Below are 24,157 nucleotides of genomic sequence, written 5' to 3' on the forward strand. Positions count from 1 at the left end.
TTAACGCTTATGCTGTACTACTTCGAATATCTTTTCAAACTTTTCCACACCTTTTTCTATTGACAATTGATTATCATAAAACCTCCGCCCATTGTTTCCGAATTGCCGTAAAGTTACCGGCCCCATGCTCTTAAGGATCAAAGCTTTCTCTAACAAATCATTATGATCTTCCGGTATAAAGACCAATCCCGCCTGCGCATTCTCTATCAATGCAGCTGCATCACCCTTTACTCCTGCAAGTATTGGTTTTCCAGCCAACAAATAAGCTTGTGTTTTACAAGGGACTGTTATTTCAAATAACCTATCTTCTAACAGATGAATAAGTAATACATCTGCGCAGGACAGATAAGATCCTATTATGCTGGCAGGAACCCGGTCAATAAAATGTATATTCTGCAAGCCTTTCTCCATTACCTGCGATTTTAATCTATTCACATCCACCCCACCACCCAATAGGATAAATTGCATATCATTTTCTTTGATTTCTCTCAGCTGTTCCGCACATTTCACAACCACATCCAATCCCTGTGCGAGCCCAATAGTACCGGCAAATAGTATAGTAAATCTGTTTTTGAACAAGGATATTATTTCACGGTCTACTTCACCAGCCAATCCGATGGGATTACTCCAGTTATAGATCACATTTACCTTTGAAGATCTAACTCCTCTTGCTATCAGCAATTCCCTGAATCCATTGGACAACACTACAACATGGTCCACAGAACGATAACACATTTTCATAAAAATATCCACAGCTTTAAGAACATATTTATTGTTTACCATTCCTGTTACCTTCAACGTATCCGGCCATATATCCTGGATATCATATACCACCGGCACCTTTCTGAAGAGTTTTATCAGTATTGCAGGGATAGCTACAGTAGCGGGAGGATGATATACATAAAGTATATCCGCTTTTCTTGTTCTGAATATACCGATCAGGCTAGCAAAAAAAGCGAAGCTGAGATAATTGAAGATACGTTTTAAGCCTGATCGGTCATGGCTTGGGTAAAGTGCACACCGAAGTACTTCAAGATTGTCAATTATTTCACGGCTGAATAGCTTTATACTATAGCCTTTGTATACTTTCCCTCCCGGATAATTTGGAAATCCAGTCAAAACCTGAACGGTATGTCCCCTGCCTGCTAATACCCTGGCAAAGGTAAGCGCTTTCAGATCCGGTTCCGGATAGCACCACTGGCTTAAAATTAATATTCTCATATACTAATATTCATAAGTTGGTGGACCAAACTACTCTTTTTATATAATCAGCATAAGATATAATAATACGTACTACTTTATCAGATACATTTGGTATCGAATAATCAGCAACTTCTTTAATGTTTCTGGTTTCCCGGCTCTGATACTGCAATTGTGCCAGACCTTGTAAAATCCTTTCCGAATTTAACCCCACCATCATTACAGACGCTTCTTCCATGGCTTCAGGTCTTTCGTGCGCTTCTCTTATGTTCAGTGCGGGGAAATTCAAAATCGAGGACTCTTCCGAGATGGTGCCACTATCAGACAACACAGCCTTCGCTTTCATTTGTAATGCAACATAATCACTGAAACCAAATGGCTTCATTAACCTTACCAACGGGTTAAATTCTATCTGCCGTGCTGCTATCATTTTTCGGGTGCGTGGGTGTGCAGTAACGATAACCGGCAGTTCAAATGTATCAGCTATTTTATTAAGGGAGACAACGAGGTCATTAAAGTTTTTCTCTGAGTCGATATTTTCTTCCCGATGAGCGGAAATCACAAAATACTTCTCTGGTTCCAACATTAATTCTTTCAGTACATCTGATTGTCTAACCTTAGGCATATAGTGATATAATACTTCAAACATAGGGCTTCCTATTTTTATAATCCTATCCGGAGGCAGCCCTTCCCTCAATAAATATTCCCTCGCAATATCAGAATAGGTGAGATTGATATCGCTGGTATGATCCACAATCCTTCTGTTAGTTTCTTCTGGCACTCGCTGGTCAAAGCAACGGTTACCTGCTTCTATATGAAAGATGGGGATTTTACGTTTCTTAGCGGGAATAACACACAAACAACTATTAGTATCGCCCAGTACCAGAAAGGCATCCGGGTTTTCCAGTTTTAGAAGAGGATCAATCCTAATCAGTATCTGACCGATAGTCTCTGCCACAGTTTTACACGCCGCCCCCAGAAAGTAATCTGGCTTACGTAAGCCCAGGTCCTCAAAGAAAATCCCGTTCAATTCATAATCATAATTCTGTCCTGTATGTACCAGTATATGGTCAATAGCATCCGATTCATCTAGTTTAGCCAATACTCTGGCGAGACGGATAACTTCCGGTCTGGTCCCCACAACCGTCAATACCTTTAGTTTTTTTATATTGGCAAGCATAAAAGATCTTTATCGTTAAATTAGCTTCAAACTATTTCAGGATATGTATCAGGATCTTTTGGATCAAAGTGCTCATTGATCCAGAAAACGGTATAAAGGTCGTCCTCTCCAATATTCTTGATACTATGCGTGTACCATACAGGCATATCTACATAAGAAGGTGTTTCACCATCCAGCTCAAAACTCAGCACCTCATCAGTATTATACTTTCTGAGTTGTATTAATGCTCTCCCTTTCATTACCAGGAAACGCTCTATTTTACGCGTGTGAAAATGATTTCCGCGGGTAATACCCTTATGTGTAGTTGAGAAGGAGACCTGCCCTCCTTGCTGGAGTTTGATCATTTCAACAAACGCTCCCCGGTTATCTGTATGTTGTTTAAGTCTGAAGGGAAAATAACTCTTATGATCAATATAACTGCGAAAGGTATTAAAAAGATGAACGCTAAACTTGTCCGGAAGCGAAGGAAAAAAGCCTTGTTTGAAATACAATTCTCTATACACCTGTAATTTCTTCAGAACTTCTGATACATAGTAGTCACCCGTTGTCTGTACATTAAGATTCGAGATACTAATATTTTTACGGATAACATCGATCATCAAATCCGCCAGTTCTTCTACGTAAACAAGTTGAAGAAAAGCATCTTTGTCTATTTGTGGTTCTTCATTATTACAGAGCTGATGGCAAAAAGTGGCTACTACCGAATTATAAAAAGGTCTTCCAAAGGGCCCGAACACATTCGGGATGATCATTCCTGTAAAAGGAGCCTGATGCTTATCCGACCAGACTCTCAACAACTCTCGTCCAGTTCGTTTTGACCTGCCATATAAATTATCTTGTTCTTCCTGTATCGAAGAAGAAAACAGGATATGCGGACAATGCCTGCAATCATCTAATGCATGAATTAATTGCTGTACAAGCAAGAGGTTAGTATCATGAATAATCATGGAATCAGGATGGCGATTTATGGCAGCCAGATGTACAATGATATCACATTGTTTAACCCAGTCCGTTAGTACGGTCGAGCCCCAAAAGGATCTTTCAAATGGTACAAGTTCAAACTCATCCTTCAATAGGCTTATCTTATTATATAAACAGGTACCAATAAATCCGTTTTTTCCAGTAATTCCAATTCTCTTCATCACTTAGCATTTATTTTCCTGATCAATTTAAATGCAAAAAAACTTGCACCGGTCAATATTCTTTCTAATCAAGCCAAAATGAAGGTCAAGAATAATGATCTGCCGCTGATGTTTCAGATCCCAGGTTAGAATATGCAACGAATATGGCATCCATCCTTTTAGCTCTGATAACATTATCATAATTTATGGGCACTAACTGATCCATTCTTCTTTGTTTTTGTTCAATTCGGCTTGTACATAATCCAAGTTCAGCAACATCTCCCTAAGCTCGTCGTCATTTAACCTATAAGCATTGTGAGAGTTATAATCACGTGCTTCAGCAATTTTTCGTTCACCCTCAGAAAAATATTTAGCATAGTTCAGATCCCGGTCGTCCGCCGCAATACAATAATAACCTCCCAAGTCTGCAGCTTTGCCAAATTCTTCCCGTGTCAAAAGAGTTTCATATAACTTTTCCCCATGTCGGGTTCCGATGATTTTGATTTCATTCTTCGCTTTGAATATATCCAGTAACGCTTCTGCCACCTGTCGAATAGTCGCAGCCGGAGCTTTCTGTACAAAAATATCCCCAGGATTAGCATTTTCGTATGCAAAAAGCACTAGTTCTACAGCATTGTCCAAAGACATCATAAACCTGGTCATTTTGGGATCGGTAACAGTTAATGGTTTCCCCGCTTTGATCTGCGAAATAAACAGCGGAATTACAGATCCCCTACTCGCCATTACGTTACCATAACGCGTACAAGTAATAAGTGGATGGCTACAGATACGAGCCTTGGATATCGCTATTTTTTCCATCATAGCTTTGGATATTCCCATTGCATTGATGGGATATACTGCCTTATCCGTGCCTAAGCAAATTATCTTCTCTATTTGATGTTTAATCGCCGCCTCCAATACATTCTCTGTACCTAACACATTAGTCCTTATCGCTTCCATGGGATAAAATTCACATGAAGGCACTTGTTTTAACGCCGCTGCATGAAAAACATAATCCACTTTATCCATTGCGCTATCGATACTTCTAAAATCGCGAACGTCTCCAATAAAAAACTTTACTTTATCATTATGCAGCATATTACGCATCTCGTCCTGTTTCTTTTCGTCTCGACTAAAGATCCTTATCTCTTTGATATCCGTATGCAGGAATCTCTTCAACACAGCATTCCCAAATGATCCTGTTCCTCCTGTAATTAATAGCGTTCCCCCTTTGAACATAACTGTTATTTTAAAGTCTATATTTACTGATTTACACATTGATTGTAAACGCCGATCCATTTCTCTATATTCTGGTCAATCGCATAATATTTCTCACAGAAACTATAGGCATTGTCCCTCATGTCATTGTATCCATCTTGCTCCAGAGAAAGTATCGTATCTATAGCAGAAGCAAGCTCTTCTGGAATATTAGATACATGTAAGCCTATTTTGTTTTCCTCTAATATTCTCCACGGAGTATTCTTTGCCGCTATCACCGGAGTCCCCTGATTTAGCGCCTCCACAACCACGTTTCCAAAATTTTCAGTATGAGAAGGTAAGATCAGACAGTAGGAAGTTGAGTATAATATCGTTTTGTCTTCACCCGTTACATGGCCTACAAACTCGACTAAATGACCAATTCCCAATGTTGTGACAAGTTTCACCAGAGAATTATAGTATAACTCCTCATTATGATCTTTATATGTACCTGCTATTTTCAGTTTAAAGCTTCTTTCATCCATTGTTGCAGATAACGCCACCGCTTGTATCAAGTTCTCAATTGCCTTAATTGGATGTATCCTGCCAACATATATTAATTGATTCTTAACAGGTAAGTTCAGTTGCTTCTCCAAATAAAAAAAGTTTGGAAATTCAACAACCTGAACATTTCCAAATAAAGCCTTTATTTCCAGCGTTTCTTTTGAAGAAGTTGCATGAAATATAACATTCTTTATATAGGGCTTTATAATTTTTAAAATCAGATTCTTTTTCCATTTTGCAAAAGCCAGCGCCTCAACAGAACATTCTCCCCTCGGGGACCAAATCAATTTTTCCTTGATTATATAACAATATAATGCCGTCAGGAAAGAGGGATAATAGAACAAACTCGATATATGTATAATATTGTTCTTTTTTATATTTTCTATTGTCGCCATAAAAGCTTTCAAACCATTTGTATAGTATATAATCTTTCCAAAACTCTTATTCATCCACGTATTTGGTTGGATATTATGTTCCTTTTTAATCCCAATCATTGTTGTAATAATCGTGACCTCTTGCTTTTTTTCAGACAATGCTTTTGAATGCCAATATAAAGCATTACTTGGCCCGCCATTCTCAGCAGGATAAAATGAACCTGCAGTAAGTAGAATATGCATTGCTTACTTAAGTTTATTTCTAGTCAACTACACTTTTCCCATGGCGGTACAGGCTTGCTTTTATGTTTAAATAAATTACTATTAACAATTTCCAGGAAATAACTAGCCGCACGATCTCCATTAATGCATTCAGACCATTTAACTATCCGTTGGCGATCCTGGCTACTTAGCTTTCCTCTTAATATTTGTTTCCTCAAAGTATCAGCCAAAGAAACCGCATTTCCGGATTCAAAAACATCACTATAATTTCTTTCGCAGAGCAAAACACTGGCTCCACAACTTTCACTGCAAACAACAGGCGTCCCTTGCATTAACGCCTCATTCACCACAGCTCCCCAACCATCTTTCCTCCTACTAGGCAAAACGAGCAGGTCATGTTTCCTTATGAATCTTTGTACCGCTTCATTCTGCATAAAATTTAAAAATGTAATATTCTTCATATTATAAGACTTTACTAAATCCACCAAAGCCTGCTTCTCTGGCCCCTCTCCCACAATGTTTATCTGGAATTTTTCCTCTTTAATCTTTGAGGCAGCTTCGATCAATATATCTACCCCTTTACCTCGGAAAAGAGAACCTACAAAAACAACATTGAATTCATCTGGTATTGGCTCCGTTTGTACTACTACATCTACAGGATCAATAAAATATCCCCACTCAAATATTTTCATTTCGGAGTAACCAGTTTTCTTGAACCACTCAATACCTTTATTGCCAATTGCCAGTATGAAATCTATTTTTCCGTTGTATTTGATTCTTTGAATAATACTTCTGACATATCTCAAACGGCCCTTGACACCATGCCAATCATATGATTCGGCCATAATGCCTATATTTACATTATGTTTTATGGCTAAAATAAAAGCTCTGCTTAGTGCTGGTGTGTAATTAATTCCGCTGAAGATATGATATGTACTTCTATTAGAGTTAATAACCATCTGCCTGATAAAAGTATAATTATCCGACATCAGTACATTCACCCGTCCCATTTCCGGTACTTCCCATCCCATTCCAAGCCTTTTTCGATCCATTATTTCATCAACTACTAATGACACTTCGATACCATCTATTTTAGCCAAAGCCTTTAGGAAAGATGACTGATGAGGGCTGATAATCTTTTGCCAAAAAATTATGTGCATAGAAAACCTAATTTAATACTGGTTCAGGAAGTTTCGTTTGATGAGAAACATATACCACTCCAGGTTCTTCTTTTGTTATCATTATTCCAATCAGAAACCATACTAGTAATCCCATGCCTCCGAAAGAAAAAAGCGTTGCTTCGCCGATATTCGTACCGAACCCCGTTAACCCCATCCAGATCAGCGGAATATCAGAGCCGCTAAAAATTCTTTTAAACAAGAAAAACAAGAAGAGAAAAAAGAAAAGAGAACCAACATATCCAACCTCTTCTATCACGGCGAGAAAGAAAAACCCTTTCTCTACATAGGCGCCAACAGGAAGATCAAATATAGGATCCCTTTGAATCTCAATGCCCCGACGAACTGAGGGAAGTCCAAATCCTATCCCCCAAAGAGGATTTTCATCAATATTCTTTCTCTGCTGGTCTATCAATTCCCCTCTTGATATTTTAAATGACTCTCTCAGGTCCGCACCTTCTCTTTTTAAAAGGAACTCATAACCGGCCTCTTTTACCTTATCATAGTTCACAGCCAGAATGCATATGCCCATTAAAAGCAAAATAAGATTTGATCCTTTTTTAAATGGCGAAATTAACCGCCCTGCGATCTTCTTGTTAAACAGGAATACAAAAAACAGGATTAGCAATAAGGCGAAAAAAATAGCTAACAACCCGGTTCGGCCACGTGTAAAAACCAAAGAGACTACTGACAAAAGGCACACACACATAACAACTCCGTTCCTATTATTATTAATGAGTATTTCTCCCAACAATAATGCAGTGAACGGAGCTAAAAACACCGCAAATGCCTGAGGATGATTGAAGATTCCCTGAAACCCAATCTTGTTTGTGGCAAAACCAACTGAGGGTACAAAATAAAATGGTAAAGATATAATAAGTACTACAACAAAAAGCGTATAAAACCAACTGATCCAGTATACCCGTGGGTGTCGGGTATTTAGAAAAGCTAACAATATACTCACCGCAGCCATTCCGAATTGAAGAAGTTTGCTTAGCGAAACAAATATCTCATAACTGGCCATAAGTGTAATTGCCCAGACAACCAGCACAAAAACTATAAGAGACTGAATAAATACGGGCACCCACTCTCTGTTTGTCACAAATACCTTGACTGCAAAAATCATTAGTAACACAATCCTGAGTAAGGAAACTGTCGATGACAAGGGATTATTAAACAACACCGGATTTGCTGCAAAAACAATAAAACTTATAGTTATCCCTTTGATTCCATTATCCGTATTTTGAAACGTATAGATAAAACTTAGAAAACATAATAGAATGGCGCCTATCTCTCCTAACAACAAAACACATAGTACTCCCACGAAAAATTTGGCAAAATCTTTCGAGAATCCCCAGTTGCTATTTAAAACTATATTCATTTCAAATTAATACACTACTTATTTCATTAGCATTTTGTCCATTGCTCTATCGCAAAATCATACTTCTTAATGGGTCTGGCCGGTACTCCTCCTACCATTGTGTAAGCAGGTACATTCTTGTTTACGACGCTGCCTGCAGCAATCATGGACATCTTACCAATGGTTACACCACCTAATATTACCGTCCTTACTCCAATCCATACTCCATCCTCTATTGTTATGTCCAGTGATCTACTGTCGCCGGCCATTCTTTCTCCGGTAGTATCCAAGTCATGAGTCCCGGAGATAATTGTAACCCAGGAGGATATATCGCAATTTCTCCCAATCAAAATCTTAGATTCCCCTCCCATAATTATTGTTCCGTGCCCTATAAAGGTATTTTCACCTATTTCCAGATCCATGTTGCCTACAAAATTAGCAGTAGAAACTATTCTAACTCCTTTATGTATCTTAAACCCAGCCAGGGTCCATAGCCATCTCTTAAAACGATACAACCTCGTGTACGGAATTATCCTAATAAATGAATTCAAAAAGAACTTTATCATATCTTAACAATTTTCCGTTTCAACAGAATAAAGCAGGGCATAAAAAAAATAACAATAAATAAGATGGAATTTATCATATAGGTATCTGTTATACCTATACGAGGCAATGCATATATCTTCAACAAGAAGCTCAGAATTGAAAATGCCAGAAACATCAGTGCAAAATTCTGCATTTCGTCGATGGCGATAAAAAAAGCACTAAAGAAGTTATAGCTGATCATTGTCGCCGCATTAATGGATATAACTGTAACCATCCACTGATCATATATAATTTTACCGTCCGTAAACCATGTGAAGAAGCCTCCATTTAATAAAAGAGAAAGTAGCACCAGGAAAAATAAGCTGCAAACATTGATCAGTATTCCTTTATTAAATACTTTATTCAACCATATATGATCTTTTTGCAAAAATGCTTCTCTGTTAGCTACCCAAAGACTTGGAGTAGCCAATGCAAAAAGCATTGGAAATATCAGGTATACCTTTTGTACCGATGCAAAAGAAGCAGCTTCCCCAGCATTGAGGATATTCGATATCAGGATATTGTCAAGAGACGTGTAAAACAGATACGAAACGTTGATCAAAAAAAAATAAATACTTGCTCCAAATATCTCCTTTAGCGAGCCTCTATTAATAAACTTTATATCAGGAATGAACTGAGGTTTATTATACAAAAGCGTTATCGTATTGACTATCTGTCCAATTACAGGCCCCAACACGTACATCATTATCAGCCCCGAAAGAGGCAGATACATCTGTATTCCTCCGAAAACCAAGATAATGGAAATCATTTTCCCAAATCCTTCATAATAGTTGAGATAATGCCTTTCCTGAATAGCATATCTAATTTTTTGATAAATAACCAATGGAAAATTTATTAAAAAATACAAGATCAAAATATCAAGCGATTTCAGTGCTTGTCTTAAAAGATCGTTGTTATGGATTCCCAATATGTTCGCCCAGTTAACCATTCCTTTTCCAAAAAAATATATAAAGAAAATAGTAATTGCTATAACCGATATAACAAAAACGCAGGTGGAAGTAATGTTTTTCTCCTTTAAAGAGTCCTTCTCCAGGTTGGTTTTGCTAATTAGATTAATAATGTTATTGGTAATCCCAAAATCTGCAAAATTCAACACATCTACAATTGATACAATCGTCAACCACACGCCTAAAGCATCTTTACCTAAAGAGCTAATGATTAAAGGAATAATCAGGATTGTATATAAGAACCCTATTCCTCTCGGGATAACTGACGTTATAGAACCTTTCAATAAATTACCAGCCCGGTCACCTATATTAATCTTCATTTTCATACGCTCTTATATTTTCTCATTACGATAATCACATAGCGTCAATCATTTTATTTACCTACTTTTCATACCCAAAATCCTTTTTTTAGATTTTTCACGTGTATAACCATAGCCATATCCGTAACCATAATTATATCCGTAAGCATGCCCGGTTTTCACATCATTTATCACCAGATTGAGCTTGCAAAATTTCTTTTGCAGGTATAGTTCTTTAGATAATAATAATTGTTGTTTAAAAGTATACTTTTGCCTTACAAGATATAGCGTAGCGTCTGCATGACGTCCCAATAACTGTGCGTCCGTTACCAAACCTACCGGAGCAGTATCGATAATAATATAGTCAAATTGATTTCTTAATTTTCTGAACAATTCTTCTGTCTTATCCAATAGCAATAGCTCTGCCGGGTTGGGAGGTATGGGGCCGGAAGTGATGATCGAACTGTTTTCATGCAAACCAGATGGTTTAATCAGTGCTTCCAATGGCGTTTTTCCAATTACATAAGTACTGAATCCTGTTTGGTTACTTAAACCTAATTTTTCAGATATTTTAGGTTTACGCAAATCCATTTCCATTAAAACGACTTTCTTACCAGATAACGCTAATACAACTGCAAGATTGGTTGCCACGAAAGATTTACCCTCGTTGCTCATACCGGAGGTAAGAAGTAGAACTTTCTCACTTTCTCCCGAAAGCACAAATTGCAGGTTAGTACGTAAAGCGCGAAATTGCTCTGCGACAAGTGTATGATCACCAAACACAACATTATTTTCTTCGCTATGCCCAATCTCAGCTAAGATAGGTACGGGTGTATTGTTGATAATATCATCTTTATTTATAATGCGCTGGTTTAGTATATTTTTCAAATAAAGCCATGTAACAGGTATTACTCCTCCTCCAATAATGCCAAGCAAGTATACTACTGAGCGATTAGGTCTGAATGGCAATGCCTCACTTTTTGCGCTGTCTATAATACGTGCAATTGCTATGTTGGAAGACTTCGATATTGCAGATTCCTCCCGTTTCTTTAATAAAAAGAGATATAGTTCCTGTTTTACTGCCTGTTGGCGGGAATAATCCAGGAATATTCTCTCCTTACCGGGCACTTCCCTAATCTTTTGAGTCAGCACATTTACTTTCTTCTGTAATTCATCGATGCTAACCAAAATCCCTCTTCTCAGGGAAGCAAGGTTGTTCTGCAGGTCTGATCTTAGGTTTCTGATTTGCTGATCTATGGTTTTAACGATCATGTTTGATTCTGTGTTCGAAATTAAAAGGCGCTCCCGATCTATCGTAAGTGTATTGTATTTTTGTACCAGCGCTATAAAAGTTGGGTCTTGAACAATCAAGGCAGAAGGCACTACCCTTTTATTATTACTATCGTCATCAATATACTGTTCTAATGATTGAACAACACTTAAACGTACCTGTTGATCTGTCAATTGTTTAAGAAAATCTCCTGTTCCGGATACCAGTAGCTTCGATTGTTCTTCCAGGTTAGCCAGTTCATTCTGCTGTTTAAACTGTTGTATATCCTTTTCAACTCCGGAAAGTTCCTGGGTTACAATCCCCAATCTATTATCGATAAAGGCAACCGTACTATCTGCAATACGATTCTTATTACTAACACTGGCTTGAAGATAGGCCTCCAATAATTGGTTCAGGATTTTCTCTCCTTTTTTCGGGACAGTGGTAGTAATTCCAAGATCGATGATGGTTGCCTCTTTGGTGGGGATATTGACTTCTATTTGCTTCTGGTATTCTGCAACAGCATTATCTATAGATGAAATTCTTATTTGATACACCTCTTGATTTAAAGGATACATTACATTCCTTGCAATCTTAACAGTACCTTCAGGTAAATGCAACGTATCATTCCAGAAGGCTTCCCTGGCAAGTTTTGTTCCCAACAATCTAAACTTATTACCGGATAAGGGCTTTAGTAGATAATTTACCGGGCGAATTGTATCATTGAGTGAGAGCCAGTTTAACTGAAAAGGGAGCATCTCAAACATCTCTGCTTCTTTAATTCTTCCTGTAATAAAATAAGAAACATTCAACTGTAAAGAGCGTACAACCTTTTCCATAAGAGACCGGGATCTCAGTATCTCTACTTCATTCTGTACATTACTCTTGTTACTAAATATTTCCAATTGCTGCAATAGTTCTTGTCCGGGAACATTCCCTCCTTTCTGGTCATCTCTAATAAGTATCTTGGCTTTAACTTTATAATCAGGGGTTGTATAGCGTAAATATAACCAGACAGCGCTGAATCCGATCAGGATAAACACAATGAATAGATACCAATATTCAATAAATACATCCAGTATCCTTCTCAAATCTAAATTTCCCTCTCGGGATCTTGCTTGAAATCCTGTGCCATTCAAGGAAAACTTATCATTATACATATTCTGCTGCATAACCAGATTTTAAAGAAAAGATTTAGAAGTTCACTAGTTCACTCGTGAGACAATAATAATTAAGAGCGATAGCAGCGAAGTAAGGATAGCAATTCTCCTTACTGAAGTCACATCTGTAGACTGTACTTTATATTTATTGGGCTCTATATATACAACATCACCCTGTTGCAAATAAAAGTAAGGTGAAGAGAATATTTTAGTATTATTTAAATTGAATCGAATGAATTCTTTTTTTCCGTTATTGTCCCGTATTAGCATCACATTTCCGCGTTTTCCGTAAATGGTCAAATCACCAGCTATGCCAATTGCATCCAGCAAAGTGACCTTCTCATTGGGCATAACATAGGTGGAAGGCTTTGCTACTTCTCCCAATATTGTTACCTTGAAATTTGCTAATCGCACATTTACAACCGGATCTTTATAATACTCGGCCGCTTTTCCCTGTATGATATCACGTACCTGATCTGTAGTTTTACCACTGACGGTTATTTTACCTATCAGAGGCAATATAACATTCCCGTTCTTATCAACCAGGTAACCACTCCCGTTCCCAATTCCATTCACAGCTCCAGCTGTCGATATAGTAGCCGATGTGGCAGACGACGACTGATTCAATAGGGTAGTTACCATCGGATCTAGTGTCTGTATAGTTACCTGTAGTATGTCATCCGATTTTATTACTGGCGTGAAATAAACAGCCATATCTATCTTCTTCTGTTTAATGGTATCGGGAATGTCTTTAAAATAGGTGATATTCTTAGGTGTTGAGCAAGAAGTCAGACACAGATTTGCCATCTGTCCTATCAATAAAAACAAAATTAAAAAAAATCGTAGTTGTGGTTTACCTTGTTTTGCGATCCTCATTACTTTTATGATAACTGTTAAAAATATCTTTTATCTATCGACTCATATTAAAACCTTTGCTGGTGAATAAAAATTCATTTCATCATTATAATTTGATTTTATCTTTATTGTCTAAATGCTCATACGATGAGTTTTTACTGATAAATTCAGGGACCATTTGTTTCATCAGGGCCACAGTTGGTATTATGTAATGCTCATTTGCAGAGGCAATCAATTGTTCTACGACTTCATTCACTTCCACAAAATCGTACTCACGCACTTTTGCAATCATGATCTTTTCATGGTAAGTGCTTATGGTATTTTCAGCATTGTTCAACAGCTCTTCATACAGTTTTTCTCCGGGGCGAAGGCCGGTATATACTATCTGTATGTCTTTACCGGGCTCCCGACCACTCATGCGAATCATTTTTTCCGCCAGTTCAGCAATTTTTACGGGTTGTCCCATATCAAACACAAAAATCTCTCCTCCCTGTCCCATGGCCCCAGCTTCCAGTACAAGCTGACAGGCTTCAGATATGGTCATAAAATAGCGGGTGATCTCCGGATGTGTAACAGTCAGTGGCCCCCCTTTTTCCAATTGCTGCTTGAAACGGGGTATCACAGAGCCATTGGAGCCTAGCACATTACCGAAGCGGGTGGTAATAAAACGGGTCGGCGGTGTGTCGTATACAGGACCGGATTTCTTGTATTGCATATTTACATGATTACCGTAGGATTGAGTAAAGATCTCAGCTATCCGTTTAGAAGCACCCATCACGTTGGTGGGATTCACCGCTTTGTCAGTGCTCACCATTACAAATTTCTCCGTATTAAACTCAACGGCCAACTCGGCCAATATCTTGGTACCCCATACATTATTCAGCACAGCTATAGAAGGGTTTTTTTCCATCATGGGTACATGCTTATAGGCTGCTGTGTGGTAGACTATCTCCGGTTCATATACCTCAAACAACTGCTGCATCCGCACCTTATCGCAAATATTGGAAATGTAGGACACGATAGGTACATAAGGCACCAGCTCACTCATTTCCAGTTCCAACTCATAGAGTGCCGATTCTGCTTTATCGCACAATATCACTACAGAAGGTTGCAGGCCTACCAGCTGTCTCACCAGTTCACTACCAATGGAACCAGCGGCGCCGGTCACCAGTATAGCCTTCCCCTTGGCCTCCCGGTCTATTTTATCATTTTTTATATTGATAACGGAGCGCTCCAGCAAGTCTTCAATTTTTATATCCTGCAACTGGGAAGAGCTCCAGCTGGCGCTTATCCACTTATTCACCGGCAGCGCCTTTTGTATCTTGATATTTAATGCTATACAATGATCCACCAACTCATTCAGGCGTCGTACCTCCATAATTTCTTCCGCCACAATCAGCAACAGTGCTTTTTCCTGCCGTAACAGCTTCTCCAGAGATACTTTGCCGGCCTCGTAAATAGGCAGCCCCTCAATGCGTTTACCTATGCGCGTTAGCTTATCATCGAGGAAAGCTACCACACGGATATTGCCCGTCGTGTCCTCACTGATAGCTTTATGCACCATCAGCCCGGAATACCCCGCACTATAGATCACTGCCTTTACTTTATTGATAGTACCATAGCTGGCATAGTATCTGAACACCCATTTTACGAACAAACGATAAGATAATAAGATGAAAATGCCTATAAAAAAGTTAATGAAGATCACCGAAAGCGGAAACATATTAATAGTACTATAACGTAGTGCTGCTTCACCTATATAGTAATATATTACCGACGCCACAAGGTTCATGTAAGAAATTCGGCCAATATCCGCCATGCTGGTGTATCGTACAATACCTGTATAAGTATAGAACAGCAACGACAAGAGTAAGTTCACATTCAGCACTACCAATATGATGTACTTTATGGGGTAACGTGCGATGCCTTCCAGGTTCAAATTAAGCCTCAATAGGAAAGCAAGGGCCATTGCTATGACAGAACACCCGAGGTCTAATAACAATATCAACCAAGACGGGGTTATCCAAGTTCTCTTAGTCATCAGTTTATTAGATAAGATTGAAACTCTATCTGCGATCCAATACGTTTATCGCTAATTCAGACCTCAGTGCTTGTCTTTTTAACTCACTGATATGGCCCGGTTAGGAGATATGCTCCTCCGGGGGTGGCCTATCCCATACATATGATTTCTGGGAACAATGGTAACAGATATAACGCCTGATAGGTAGCCAACCCAGGAAATACTTAACAAAAAATCCGCGCGGCACCCTACCATTCAATGTACCTGTTTTGCATTTCGGGCAATGACGTTGTCTCCTACCGGACATAATAAGAGGAACATCGCCCTGCAACGTGTTATTCATAGTTATGGTAAAGTTGTCATTAATAACTAAAGAATATAATTATGATTTTGTAGTCATCAAGAAAGACAGACAGAAATTTTGATGTAAAGGTATAGATCTTATAAAGTTGCGTCAATCCGACAAATTACATAGGTATACTCAGTAGGTATTACCTTTTCAGGTATTTTGCCACAGCTTCAGCTTTGCTCTTCACCTGCAGCTTCTCATAGATGTTTTCAATATGCGTCCGCACCGTCCCCACACGGATATCCAGCTCATTAGCCACCTCCTTGTATGTAAGTCCCTTCACCAGCGCCTGCATGATCTGGTTCTCCCTTGGCGTCAGCACCTGCAGCTCTTTGACCTCCTTACTGCTCTCTCTCAATACCTTAAACACTTTGCTGGCAATGTGAGGAGTCACAACAGCTCCCCCTTTTAGCACATCCAACACTGCCACCTCCACCTGTGGAAGCGATGTGCTTTTCAACAAGTAACCGCTAGCCCCTCCCTTTATAGCATCAAAAACATGATGGTCATCGTCCAGGATAGTAAACATCAGCACTTTAATGTCAGGATTGTAAGCTTGCACCTGGCGTAGCGCTTTTATGTCATCGCCCCCCTCCAGGTAGAAATCCATCAATATGACCTGGGGCCGCTGCTGACGACAAAGATCGATCAGATCGATTGTGCTGTTTGAATGAAAAACTACTTCAACCTGTTCTGAAGATTCAAAATAATACAAGAGGAGCTTGACCAACATCTGGTTGTCTTCAATAATACCTAATCGTATCTTGTTCTGGTTCATAGTATTGACTCTCGAACGAAGTTACAATTATGTATTGCCGGTCATTTTTTTATATGAAAAACCTAAGTATGTATACTCATGATCATAAACTGCAAATATTTTTTCCAGTGGCCCGCATTTTCCGGCCAATGTAATACTCTGAACAGCATACCTTGCTTAAAACAATATTATTAGTTTGACAGCTAACCCCAAAATGGGTATAAACAACAAACTACTTCATCTATTTTAGTTCCGTAAATAACTGTAACGTATAAACGAAAACACAACTCTTATTCCCCAGTAGATAGCAACCTGGAATATGAGAGTTGTACGGGATTTCAAGGCTGCTCCCTATGCTGTATTAAGCTGGGTGGTAGCAGATATTCACAAGGTGATTACCGAATTAAAAGACAAAGGTGTTATAATTGAGCACTATCAGGGACCAGGACAGGATGAAATGGGTGTATGGGCAGCGCCTGATGGAACAAAAGTAGCGTGGTTCAAGGATCCTGATCAAAACATCCTATCTCTAACCCAGTTTAAAGTGCTAGATTAATCCAATGGTCACCTAATTCTCCCTAATTAGATTTTGGATATTACAACAACGACGTTCGAATATTTCCCCCGTAGCACCTTCGCAAGGAATGTACGAAACTGCGCCGGGATACTTTTGTTTTTTGTTTCAGGGATGAGGTACGACAGATTAACCAGATGATTCCTCTTTATTCAATGTAATAGTCGGTTCCCAGTTTTTTATACTGTGCCGTCGCATTATATGGCTGGCCAGCTGTTTTTTTCCGCTTTATCTGGCGGGTAATGGTGATAAGTATATCTTCAATCGGTTCGTTAGTGATCTTTATCGAAATGAGGCAGTTCATCAATTCAGGTGCTGCTTTTACGGAAATATCCCGCTTCCTGTTCAGCGCTTCCAGTACGTTTTCTAAGGGTTCCCTGTCAAATATCAACTCCCCGTTGCGCCAGGCTGCAGACGCAATCGCGTTCAGGACCACCTGTTTCGACAGGGCGGCTGTTTTCACGATGCCATCTTTCATCTCATTTGCCGATTGTCGCGCAGGCGTACTGGTTTCTTTTGCTAGTAACTGTCCTGCTGTATAAACGGCTCTTTCATTGGGCGCGAGGAACAAAGTGTCTGCCTTTATTGTACCGCTGCCAACATCAGTTCCAGCAGTGGTCAGCATTACTTTACCTTCTATCAGCGTGATCTCTGCTTTTCGGGTTTGATAAGCCTTTACGTTGAATTGCGTACCCAATACGTGGGTAGTCAGGCCCTGTGTATGTACCAGAAAGGGATGCGCCACATCTTTTTTAATATCAAAATAGGCTTCCCCTTCCAGGTATATTTCGCGTCGTTGTTTTCCTTCGAAAGTGTCTGGATAACGCAGCGTACTTTTGGCATTCAGCCACACCTCGGTTCCATCACTCAGTAATAATTTCTTTACGCTGCCGGCAGGTGCATAGCTGATCTCCAGGGTATTCTCATCTTTACCCAGTCCGGATGACAAATGCCGCCACAGAAAACCGCATAACACTAATACCAGCAAACTGGCTGCAACAGCCAACTGGCGCTTATACCGTCGCCAGGTACCTATCCGTTTTTTCTGCGAACGCTGCATACCCACCTGGATGTTATTGAACATCGTGGCTTCGAGGTCCCTGATCTGCGACTCGTTTAGCACAGATCCTACTGATCTACCGCTATGAAATTCGTCATAATAGGCGTCGAGGAATTCCTTCTCTTCTGCAGTAGCTTTGCCCTCCAGGTATCTTTTAACCAGCTCAGCGAATTTTTCTTTATCTATCATACAAAACAACAAAGTGCAGGTCAGTGCCCGGTAAAAAAGCAAAGGTAATCAAAAATTATACCTTACTCCCAGCTGCATCTGCCACCGCGATTGATACAAATCCACCTGATAGGGCGTTGACGGCTGCTCCCAGATGTAGATTGGGAAACCAGCTTTGTTTGCACCCGTTGGTCGCAAACCCACACTGGCAGAAGAGTTGAACAGGTCAGATGAAAAATAGGCCTTCCCCCAATCCGCATGCAATAAGTTCAGCACATTAAAAATATCCCAGCTGATCGTGATAGCATGTGCCGCTTTTTGCGATAACGAAAATGTTTCTGCAATGCGCAGATCAGCCGTTGTATTCCACGGTGTATGGGCGGCATTCCGTTGCGTAAACTGGCCGCGGCGCCCGCGAAGATAAGACACAGAACGGATGTACTGCTCAAACTCCTGCGCCTGATCTGCCGCCGTTTTATACACCTGCGTGTTATCTGCGAGTTGTAAAGTACCCGTCCGAAAAAAGTTGATCATTTCTTCCGGTTTGGGTATATATGCGAGACTGACCTGCTGGCCGGTTCCCTGTATATTTACGGGACTGTTAACAAACCCGTACGTAAACGGCGCACCTGAAGCCGTGCTGAAGAACAGGTTTACATTGGTCTGAAACCGTTGCTGCCTGCCATACCCCAGATGATAATTGATAGCGCTCACGATCCGGTGCCGGATATCAAAGTTTGACCAGGCCAGTTCGGGATCATTGGGATTCAGCGACTGGTTCAGCTGCCAGTTGGATTCCATGGAATTACGGATACCATTGGCAACGTCCTTTGATTCGCCATAAGTGTATGCTACAAAAACATCCAGCCCGAAAGGAAAACTCCTCGAAAGTTGCGCGGTAAGGCTATAGCGGTAGCCTTTGCTGGTGTTGGTGAGCAAATACATGGAGGTAAACGCCGGATCAGTAGAGCGACCTGTAAACACCGGCTGTTGCTGTTTGGCATCATACTGGTAATACGCTACACTATCCTGTTGATTGATCTGCCTGAATTGAAGATCGTAGATGGCTTTTGTATATACTGCTTCCAGCGATAATTTATACCCTTTACCCAACTTCATGTCCAGCGCCGCGCTGGTGCGCCATACCTGCGGTACCTTAAAATGATTATCGATCAGGTCTATCTGTGTCGGGCCATTGACGTCCAATGCAGAGAGGCCATTCTCATTGACCGCGGTACCCGCTATGCCGGTGCGGGAAGGTACACGGGGATCAGTGCCTTTGTTAGGAGCAGTGGGCGGCACAGGCGGTATGGCCGTGGGATTGCCGGCGTAGTTATACCGCTTATCAAACGCGCCGTATGTATTCCCGTTGTTGTAGAATGCGTATCCCAGCCAGGCAAAAGGGATACGCCCGATAAACAAACCGGTGCCCCCGCGCAGCACCAGGCTTTTATCTCCCCTGATGTCAAAGTTCACTCCGAGGCGCGGGGACAGCTGCACCTGTCCCAGATAAACATTCCGTATATCCGCCGGGCGCGTGTACGTGTAGCTGTTACCGTAAAATACATCCTGGATCGCATTCCTGGTTTTGAGAGACAACAGCTGTTTATCCGGCACGTCCGTCATGTCCAGCCGCAGACCCGGCGTTAGCTTCAACCGTTTTGACAACACTATCTCATCCTGCAAATAAACACTATACAAGTTCACTTTGAACCTGGCGGAAGGATGCGCTAACAGGTAATCCCGATCCTGGTTGGCATAACTGAAATTCCCTCTTATCCTGCTGGGACTACCAGTGAGGAAATCGGTGAGCGTTGGATAATCGATACGGCCATTGGGCGAATTCACAAAACCATAGGTGATGCGATACAGCTCATTATGCGTACCCAGGGTAATAGTATGATTGCCTTTAAAAAGCGTTACGTTATCGGTGATCTCCAGACTATTCTGCCGGAGGTTAAAGATGCTTGCCTCCCGGTCGGTGCCGAGTAGGATCGTTGTTCCCAGCGTATTACCACCGATCTGTATCTGCGGATAATAGCCATAAGATAACGGATCCCTGTAATCTTTGACGGTCGTGTATCCTACAATAAGACTATTGGCGACACGGTCATTGAACCGCGTTTTCAACTCTCCTACTGTGGCTACCTGGTTATTCCGTTGTACATAATCAATACTGGAAAAACGGAAGTTCTGATCATCACGCGTCAGGTTGGTGGCTTCCGAAATAACTACATTGCTGCGGATAGCCAGCTGGTGTTTATCAGAAATATTCCAATCCAGGCGGTTAAAAAATTTCTTTGACCGGGAATAAACGTTGTAAGCGCCTGCTGTACCTGGATCAAAACCCAGCTCGGCGCGTTTATAATAATCCCTGATCTGTTCTGCCTGGTCCTGCGTGAGTATGTCCTGTACAAAAGAAGAAGCGGCTGTAGCGGTCAATGGGTCTACGCGGTCGGTGAGTTCTTCGTTGGTAAAAAAGAACAGTTTGTTCCTGATGATAGGAAACCCTATGCGGAAGCCGGTTTGCACGTCGTGATAGTCAGAAGGCATCTTTCCTGTTCCTCCTGCCACATCTTTACCAACCAGGGAAGCGTTGCGGCCAAATCCATAAATGGAGCCGGTCACGGTGTTGCTGCCGCCGCGTGTAACTGCGTTGATGCTGCCGCCGGTGAAGTTTCCGATTTTCACGTCATAGGGTGCAATGTACACCTGTATGTCCTGTATAGCGTCTATGGAAATGGAATTGGTGCGGGTGGAGCTACCTATCTGGCCGGAAGTACCAGTCTGGCCACCTAAAGAAGGACTAAAGCCGATCGCGTCGTTATTGATGGCTCCATCAATGGTTACGTTGTTGTACCGGAAATTAGTGCCTGCAAATGAGTTACCGTTGTATTGCGGAGTAAGGCGGGTATAATCCTGGAAGCTCCTTGCGCCTGCAGCCAGGTTCCGCAATTGGGAGGCCGATACGTTGTAGCCTGCTCCTGTCGCATTGGCTTTGGGTGGCCGGGTGTCTTTTATCTCCACTACAGCAAGCGTTTTCACGGCAGGTATCAATATAAAATCAATCGTGACGGGATCGCCCAATGCAATGGTAAGGTTGTTTTGACTTTTCTCCCGCATGCCCATGGCGGTTACCTTTACACTGTAAGGCCCGCCCACCCGCAGGTTCACAAGATAGTAGCGTCCCAGTTCGTTGGTGGTGGTCACATACCGCGTGCCTGTCGGCTCGTGCACGGCAATCACCGCCGCCCCGGGAATAAATCCGGCAGTAGAGTCAGTGACCTTGCCGCTCAGTGAGCCGTTGGTCTCCTGCGCCTTTGCAGACAATATGCCCACGCCCAGCAGTAGGATGATATAACCCGCGCTGCGCATGGAATGAAGAATAGCCGTTGGTATTTTAATATTCATACTTAAAGGTTCTCTTTCCTGAATAGTTGAATTGTACATTTTCGAAATGCTCTATGGCCTTCGCTGGAAAACCATTGTCGGTATATTCATAAGTACGGGTAGTGCGGTAAATGGTGATGGTGTCGAACTCCGGTGCCGAGCTGCTGCCGGCGGAATTCAGCAGGGTACCCACCAACCGCGAGCTGGTCACGTTATTCTTATTCACTAACGCCGGTACTTCTCCAGGCAATAGGTTACTGTACTGCAGATAAGGAAAGGCCGTGAACGGGTTCAGCTTATCATCGAATGTGTAAAAGCTGTATTGTAATAGTGTGGGGCGTCCTTTCATATCCAGCTGGTTAGTGGTGATCTTTACCACGTTATTGCCTGATGGGTCGTAAGTGAACAAGTATTGTAACCTGGCCGGCAGTTTCAATGGCTTTTGTACTGAATCCAACAGCGCTATCAGTTTGCCTGTAGCAGAATAGGTATATACCAGTTTGCCCGTATCCGTGAGTGTTGTATAATTTACCTGCAAGGGTTTTCCGCCCGCGTCATATGTGATCTGCTGCACACTTTTGTCATTGGCCAACGCGCTCACCAGTTTGTTTCCTTCATAACTGAGATTGAAGGAAAACAGGCTCTGGCCCATCTTCTCAAACAAGTTCACCATTCTTCCTTCCTGGTTGTAAGATGCGGTAAAAGAGGTAACGGGTTTAATATCATAGTCCGCTGCAATCAGGTCATACCGGGATAACTGCCCGGAAGGGGAAGTACCCAAAGCAACAGGTATTATCTCTTTTTTGCAACCTTGTCCCCATACTCCTATTAACAAAAATGCCAGCCAGCACCCCTTTTTCAGTAGGGTAATTGCATCTGTATATCTGCTTGTATAATATCCTTTCATAGATCGATGATTTGAATGATGCTCGTATTCATTTTGAAAAATAGATGCTGTTAACGCCAGCTGGCTGATAGTTAATACAGGAACGGAATCCCAGGTACCGGCTGGCTCCTGTTGCATCAGGTCCCTTGAAAGTTCTTGTGCCTGCTGCCAGCAATATCGTGCAGATGGATGGATGATAATTCGTGCCATCCGAGCGCACCAGCCAGCTATCCAGCGCATCTATGTTGGTTAGCGTTCCCCACTGCTGGAAGAAATAATGGTACTTATTATAAACTGCCAGCCAGTCGCCTTGCGCCACCGGAAAATCATTCGTCGCTCGTGACTGTCCGGAGCGGTAGGCCAGTACGCGGTAATACCGGGGTATGGCCGGTTGGCCGGATGCCGGAGCAGCGTACCAATCTCCCGCCACTCTCATATTAGCGGCTACATCAAGTTCAAAAAAGGGGGCGTCCACTGTTGACTGATAACGCGTAAGCCCTTTGGTTACCAGTATTTCCCCGCCTATGCTATCTGCCATCCGGTGCGAAGTACCTCCACCAGCCTGATCACTCGTATAATAATCAGGGACCAGGCCATAGATGGGCGCGATATAAATGTCGAGCGACTCTGTTGTCTGGTTCAGCATCTGGTCGCCTGTTACCGGCGTTACATTCACGAAACGGATATACGCCGTAGAATCCTTGAATCGGGGCAGCTTATCGGGATGATCCTTCACCACCAGCAACTCCAGATGATTGGTGAGGTGATTGATAGATTCCTGAACGGTATAGATCGGTAGACCCGGAAAGAGGGTGTTCTCAATCGTGACATATTGCTTAACGGGCGCTTTATTCAGCAGAAAAAAGGTTTGTACTGCCCCGCCTTCCAGGCTCACGGACTGATCGAAAAATTTATCTCCCCGGATGGCAACCGGGTTCCCGAAGACGGATGCATTGATCACGCTGTAAAACGACAGCTGATGGTGCGCTGCCGGCAACGCCGCCCAGTTATAAAAATTAATATTATCGAGAATCGGCGCCAGGCCAATGCGGTTGGTAGGATTGGGAAAGGTAGCATAGGTGCTGCCTGGCTTGTTACTAAAGCCGTACGTTCCTGAAAAATTAACTGGCGAATTGTCCGTACATCCACCGGAGGGATAATTGACTGTGGTAGTAGTGCCTTGTTTACTATCCGGCTGGTACACGGTGCCATCTGCATTATACAAGGTAGAGTCGCCGTTGGCGTTTATCCTGCCATCCAGCAGGAACTGTACTTTCCCATTCCCTGGCGCGTCTACGACCACTATACGGGTATAGGCATTTGCAAAGGGCGAGGGTGCGATTGCATCCCGCTTACATCCTGCAGTAATGACCAGCAACGTTATGACGCACTGTATGAGCGAATATGTTCGTTTCATCCG

At 41.6% G+C, this 24,157-nt stretch carries 18 protein-coding genes; 1 reads left to right on the forward strand and 17 read right to left on the reverse strand.

Going from position 1 to position 24,157, the window contains the following annotated elements; all coding sequences use genetic code 11:
* The 13 genes from UNH61_RS17070 to UNH61_RS17130 form a co-directional block, all read right to left on the reverse strand.
* Complete coding sequence (locus UNH61_RS17070; protein ID WP_326993184.1) at nucleotides 1-1,221, reverse strand: glycosyltransferase family 4 protein; 1,221 nt, start codon at nucleotides 1,219-1,221, stop codon at nucleotides 1-3.
* A gap of 10 nt (nucleotides 1,222-1,231) precedes the next feature.
* Nucleotides 1,232-2,380: a UDP-N-acetylglucosamine 2-epimerase (non-hydrolyzing) gene (wecB, locus tag UNH61_RS17075; RefSeq protein ID WP_326993185.1), complete on the reverse strand. Its 1,149-nt coding sequence runs from the start codon at nucleotides 2,378-2,380 to the stop codon at nucleotides 1,232-1,234.
* A gap of 26 nt (nucleotides 2,381-2,406) precedes the next feature.
* On the reverse strand, nucleotides 2,407-3,522 hold the full coding sequence (locus tag UNH61_RS17080) for an NAD-dependent epimerase/dehydratase family protein (RefSeq protein ID WP_326993186.1): 1,116 nt from the start codon (nucleotides 3,520-3,522) through the stop codon (nucleotides 2,407-2,409).
* A gap of 192 nt (nucleotides 3,523-3,714) precedes the next feature.
* Complete coding sequence (locus UNH61_RS17085; RefSeq protein ID WP_326993187.1) at nucleotides 3,715-4,740, reverse strand: polysaccharide biosynthesis protein; 1,026 nt, start codon at nucleotides 4,738-4,740, stop codon at nucleotides 3,715-3,717.
* A gap of 23 nt (nucleotides 4,741-4,763) precedes the next feature.
* Nucleotides 4,764-5,879 carry a glycosyltransferase family 4 protein gene (locus tag UNH61_RS17090; RefSeq protein WP_326993188.1) on the reverse strand — a complete coding sequence of 372 codons (1,116 nt, stop codon included), beginning with the start codon at nucleotides 5,877-5,879 and terminating at the stop codon, nucleotides 4,764-4,766.
* A 23-nt stretch (nucleotides 5,880-5,902) separates the two neighbouring features.
* A complete protein-coding gene (locus UNH61_RS17095; protein ID WP_326993189.1) occupies nucleotides 5,903-7,018 on the reverse strand; it encodes a glycosyltransferase family 4 protein in 1,116 nt (371 codons plus the stop codon).
* A 7-nt stretch (nucleotides 7,019-7,025) separates the two neighbouring features.
* A complete protein-coding gene (locus tag UNH61_RS17100; protein WP_326993190.1) occupies nucleotides 7,026-8,417 on the reverse strand; it encodes an O-antigen ligase family protein in 1,392 nt (463 codons plus the stop codon).
* 26 nt (nucleotides 8,418-8,443) lie between these two features.
* Entirely contained in the window at nucleotides 8,444-8,962 is a 519-nt protein-coding gene (locus UNH61_RS17105) for an acyltransferase (protein WP_326993191.1), read from the reverse strand.
* Nucleotides 8,959-10,275, reverse strand: a complete 1,317-nt coding sequence (locus UNH61_RS17110; RefSeq protein WP_326993192.1) for an oligosaccharide flippase family protein — start codon at nucleotides 10,273-10,275, stop codon at nucleotides 8,959-8,961. The genes UNH61_RS17105 and UNH61_RS17110 overlap by 4 nt, the downstream gene beginning before the upstream one ends.
* A gap of 51 nt (nucleotides 10,276-10,326) precedes the next feature.
* Nucleotides 10,327-12,690: a polysaccharide biosynthesis tyrosine autokinase gene (locus UNH61_RS17115; RefSeq protein WP_326993193.1), complete on the reverse strand. Its 2,364-nt coding sequence runs from the start codon at nucleotides 12,688-12,690 to the stop codon at nucleotides 10,327-10,329.
* Between the two features lie 33 nt (nucleotides 12,691-12,723).
* On the reverse strand, nucleotides 12,724-13,485 hold the full coding sequence (locus UNH61_RS17120) for a polysaccharide biosynthesis/export family protein (protein WP_326993194.1): 762 nt from the start codon (nucleotides 13,483-13,485) through the stop codon (nucleotides 12,724-12,726).
* Between the two features lie 154 nt (nucleotides 13,486-13,639).
* Nucleotides 13,640-15,574 carry a nucleoside-diphosphate sugar epimerase/dehydratase gene (locus UNH61_RS17125; RefSeq protein WP_326993195.1) on the reverse strand — a complete coding sequence of 645 codons (1,935 nt, stop codon included), beginning with the start codon at nucleotides 15,572-15,574 and terminating at the stop codon, nucleotides 13,640-13,642.
* A gap of 470 nt (nucleotides 15,575-16,044) precedes the next feature.
* A complete protein-coding gene (locus tag UNH61_RS17130; RefSeq protein ID WP_326993196.1) occupies nucleotides 16,045-16,680 on the reverse strand; it encodes a response regulator transcription factor in 636 nt (211 codons plus the stop codon).
* 298 nt (nucleotides 16,681-16,978) lie between these two features.
* Here UNH61_RS17130 and UNH61_RS17135 point away from each other — a divergent pair, with 298 nt between their 5' ends.
* On the forward strand, nucleotides 16,979-17,215 hold the full coding sequence (locus tag UNH61_RS17135; RefSeq protein WP_326993197.1) for a hypothetical protein: 237 nt from the start codon (nucleotides 16,979-16,981) through the stop codon (nucleotides 17,213-17,215).
* A gap of 166 nt (nucleotides 17,216-17,381) precedes the next feature.
* Here UNH61_RS17135 and UNH61_RS17140 read toward each other — a convergent pair whose 3' ends face one another.
* Genes UNH61_RS17140 through UNH61_RS17155 form a run of 4 tightly spaced genes read right to left on the reverse strand, consistent with a single transcriptional unit; the run spans nucleotide 17,382 to nucleotide 24,154 of the window.
* Entirely contained in the window at nucleotides 17,382-18,482 is a 1,101-nt protein-coding gene (locus UNH61_RS17140; protein ID WP_326993198.1) for a FecR domain-containing protein, read from the reverse strand.
* A 48-nt stretch (nucleotides 18,483-18,530) separates the two neighbouring features.
* Nucleotides 18,531-21,872 (reverse strand): carboxypeptidase regulatory-like domain-containing protein, encoded by a 3,342-nt coding sequence (locus UNH61_RS17145; RefSeq protein WP_326993199.1) that lies wholly within the window; start codon nucleotides 21,870-21,872, stop codon nucleotides 18,531-18,533.
* A complete protein-coding gene (locus UNH61_RS17150; RefSeq protein WP_326993200.1) occupies nucleotides 21,862-22,758 on the reverse strand; it encodes a hypothetical protein in 897 nt (298 codons plus the stop codon). The genes UNH61_RS17145 and UNH61_RS17150 overlap by 11 nt, the downstream gene beginning before the upstream one ends.
* A gap of 28 nt (nucleotides 22,759-22,786) precedes the next feature.
* Complete coding sequence (locus UNH61_RS17155; RefSeq protein ID WP_326993201.1) at nucleotides 22,787-24,154, reverse strand: hypothetical protein; 1,368 nt, start codon at nucleotides 24,152-24,154, stop codon at nucleotides 22,787-22,789.
* Nucleotides 24,155-24,157 lie beyond the last annotated feature (3 nt).

It is taken from the genome of Chitinophaga sp. 180180018-3 (assembly GCF_037893185.1).
Lineage (GTDB): Bacteria > Bacteroidota > Bacteroidia > Chitinophagales > Chitinophagaceae > Chitinophaga.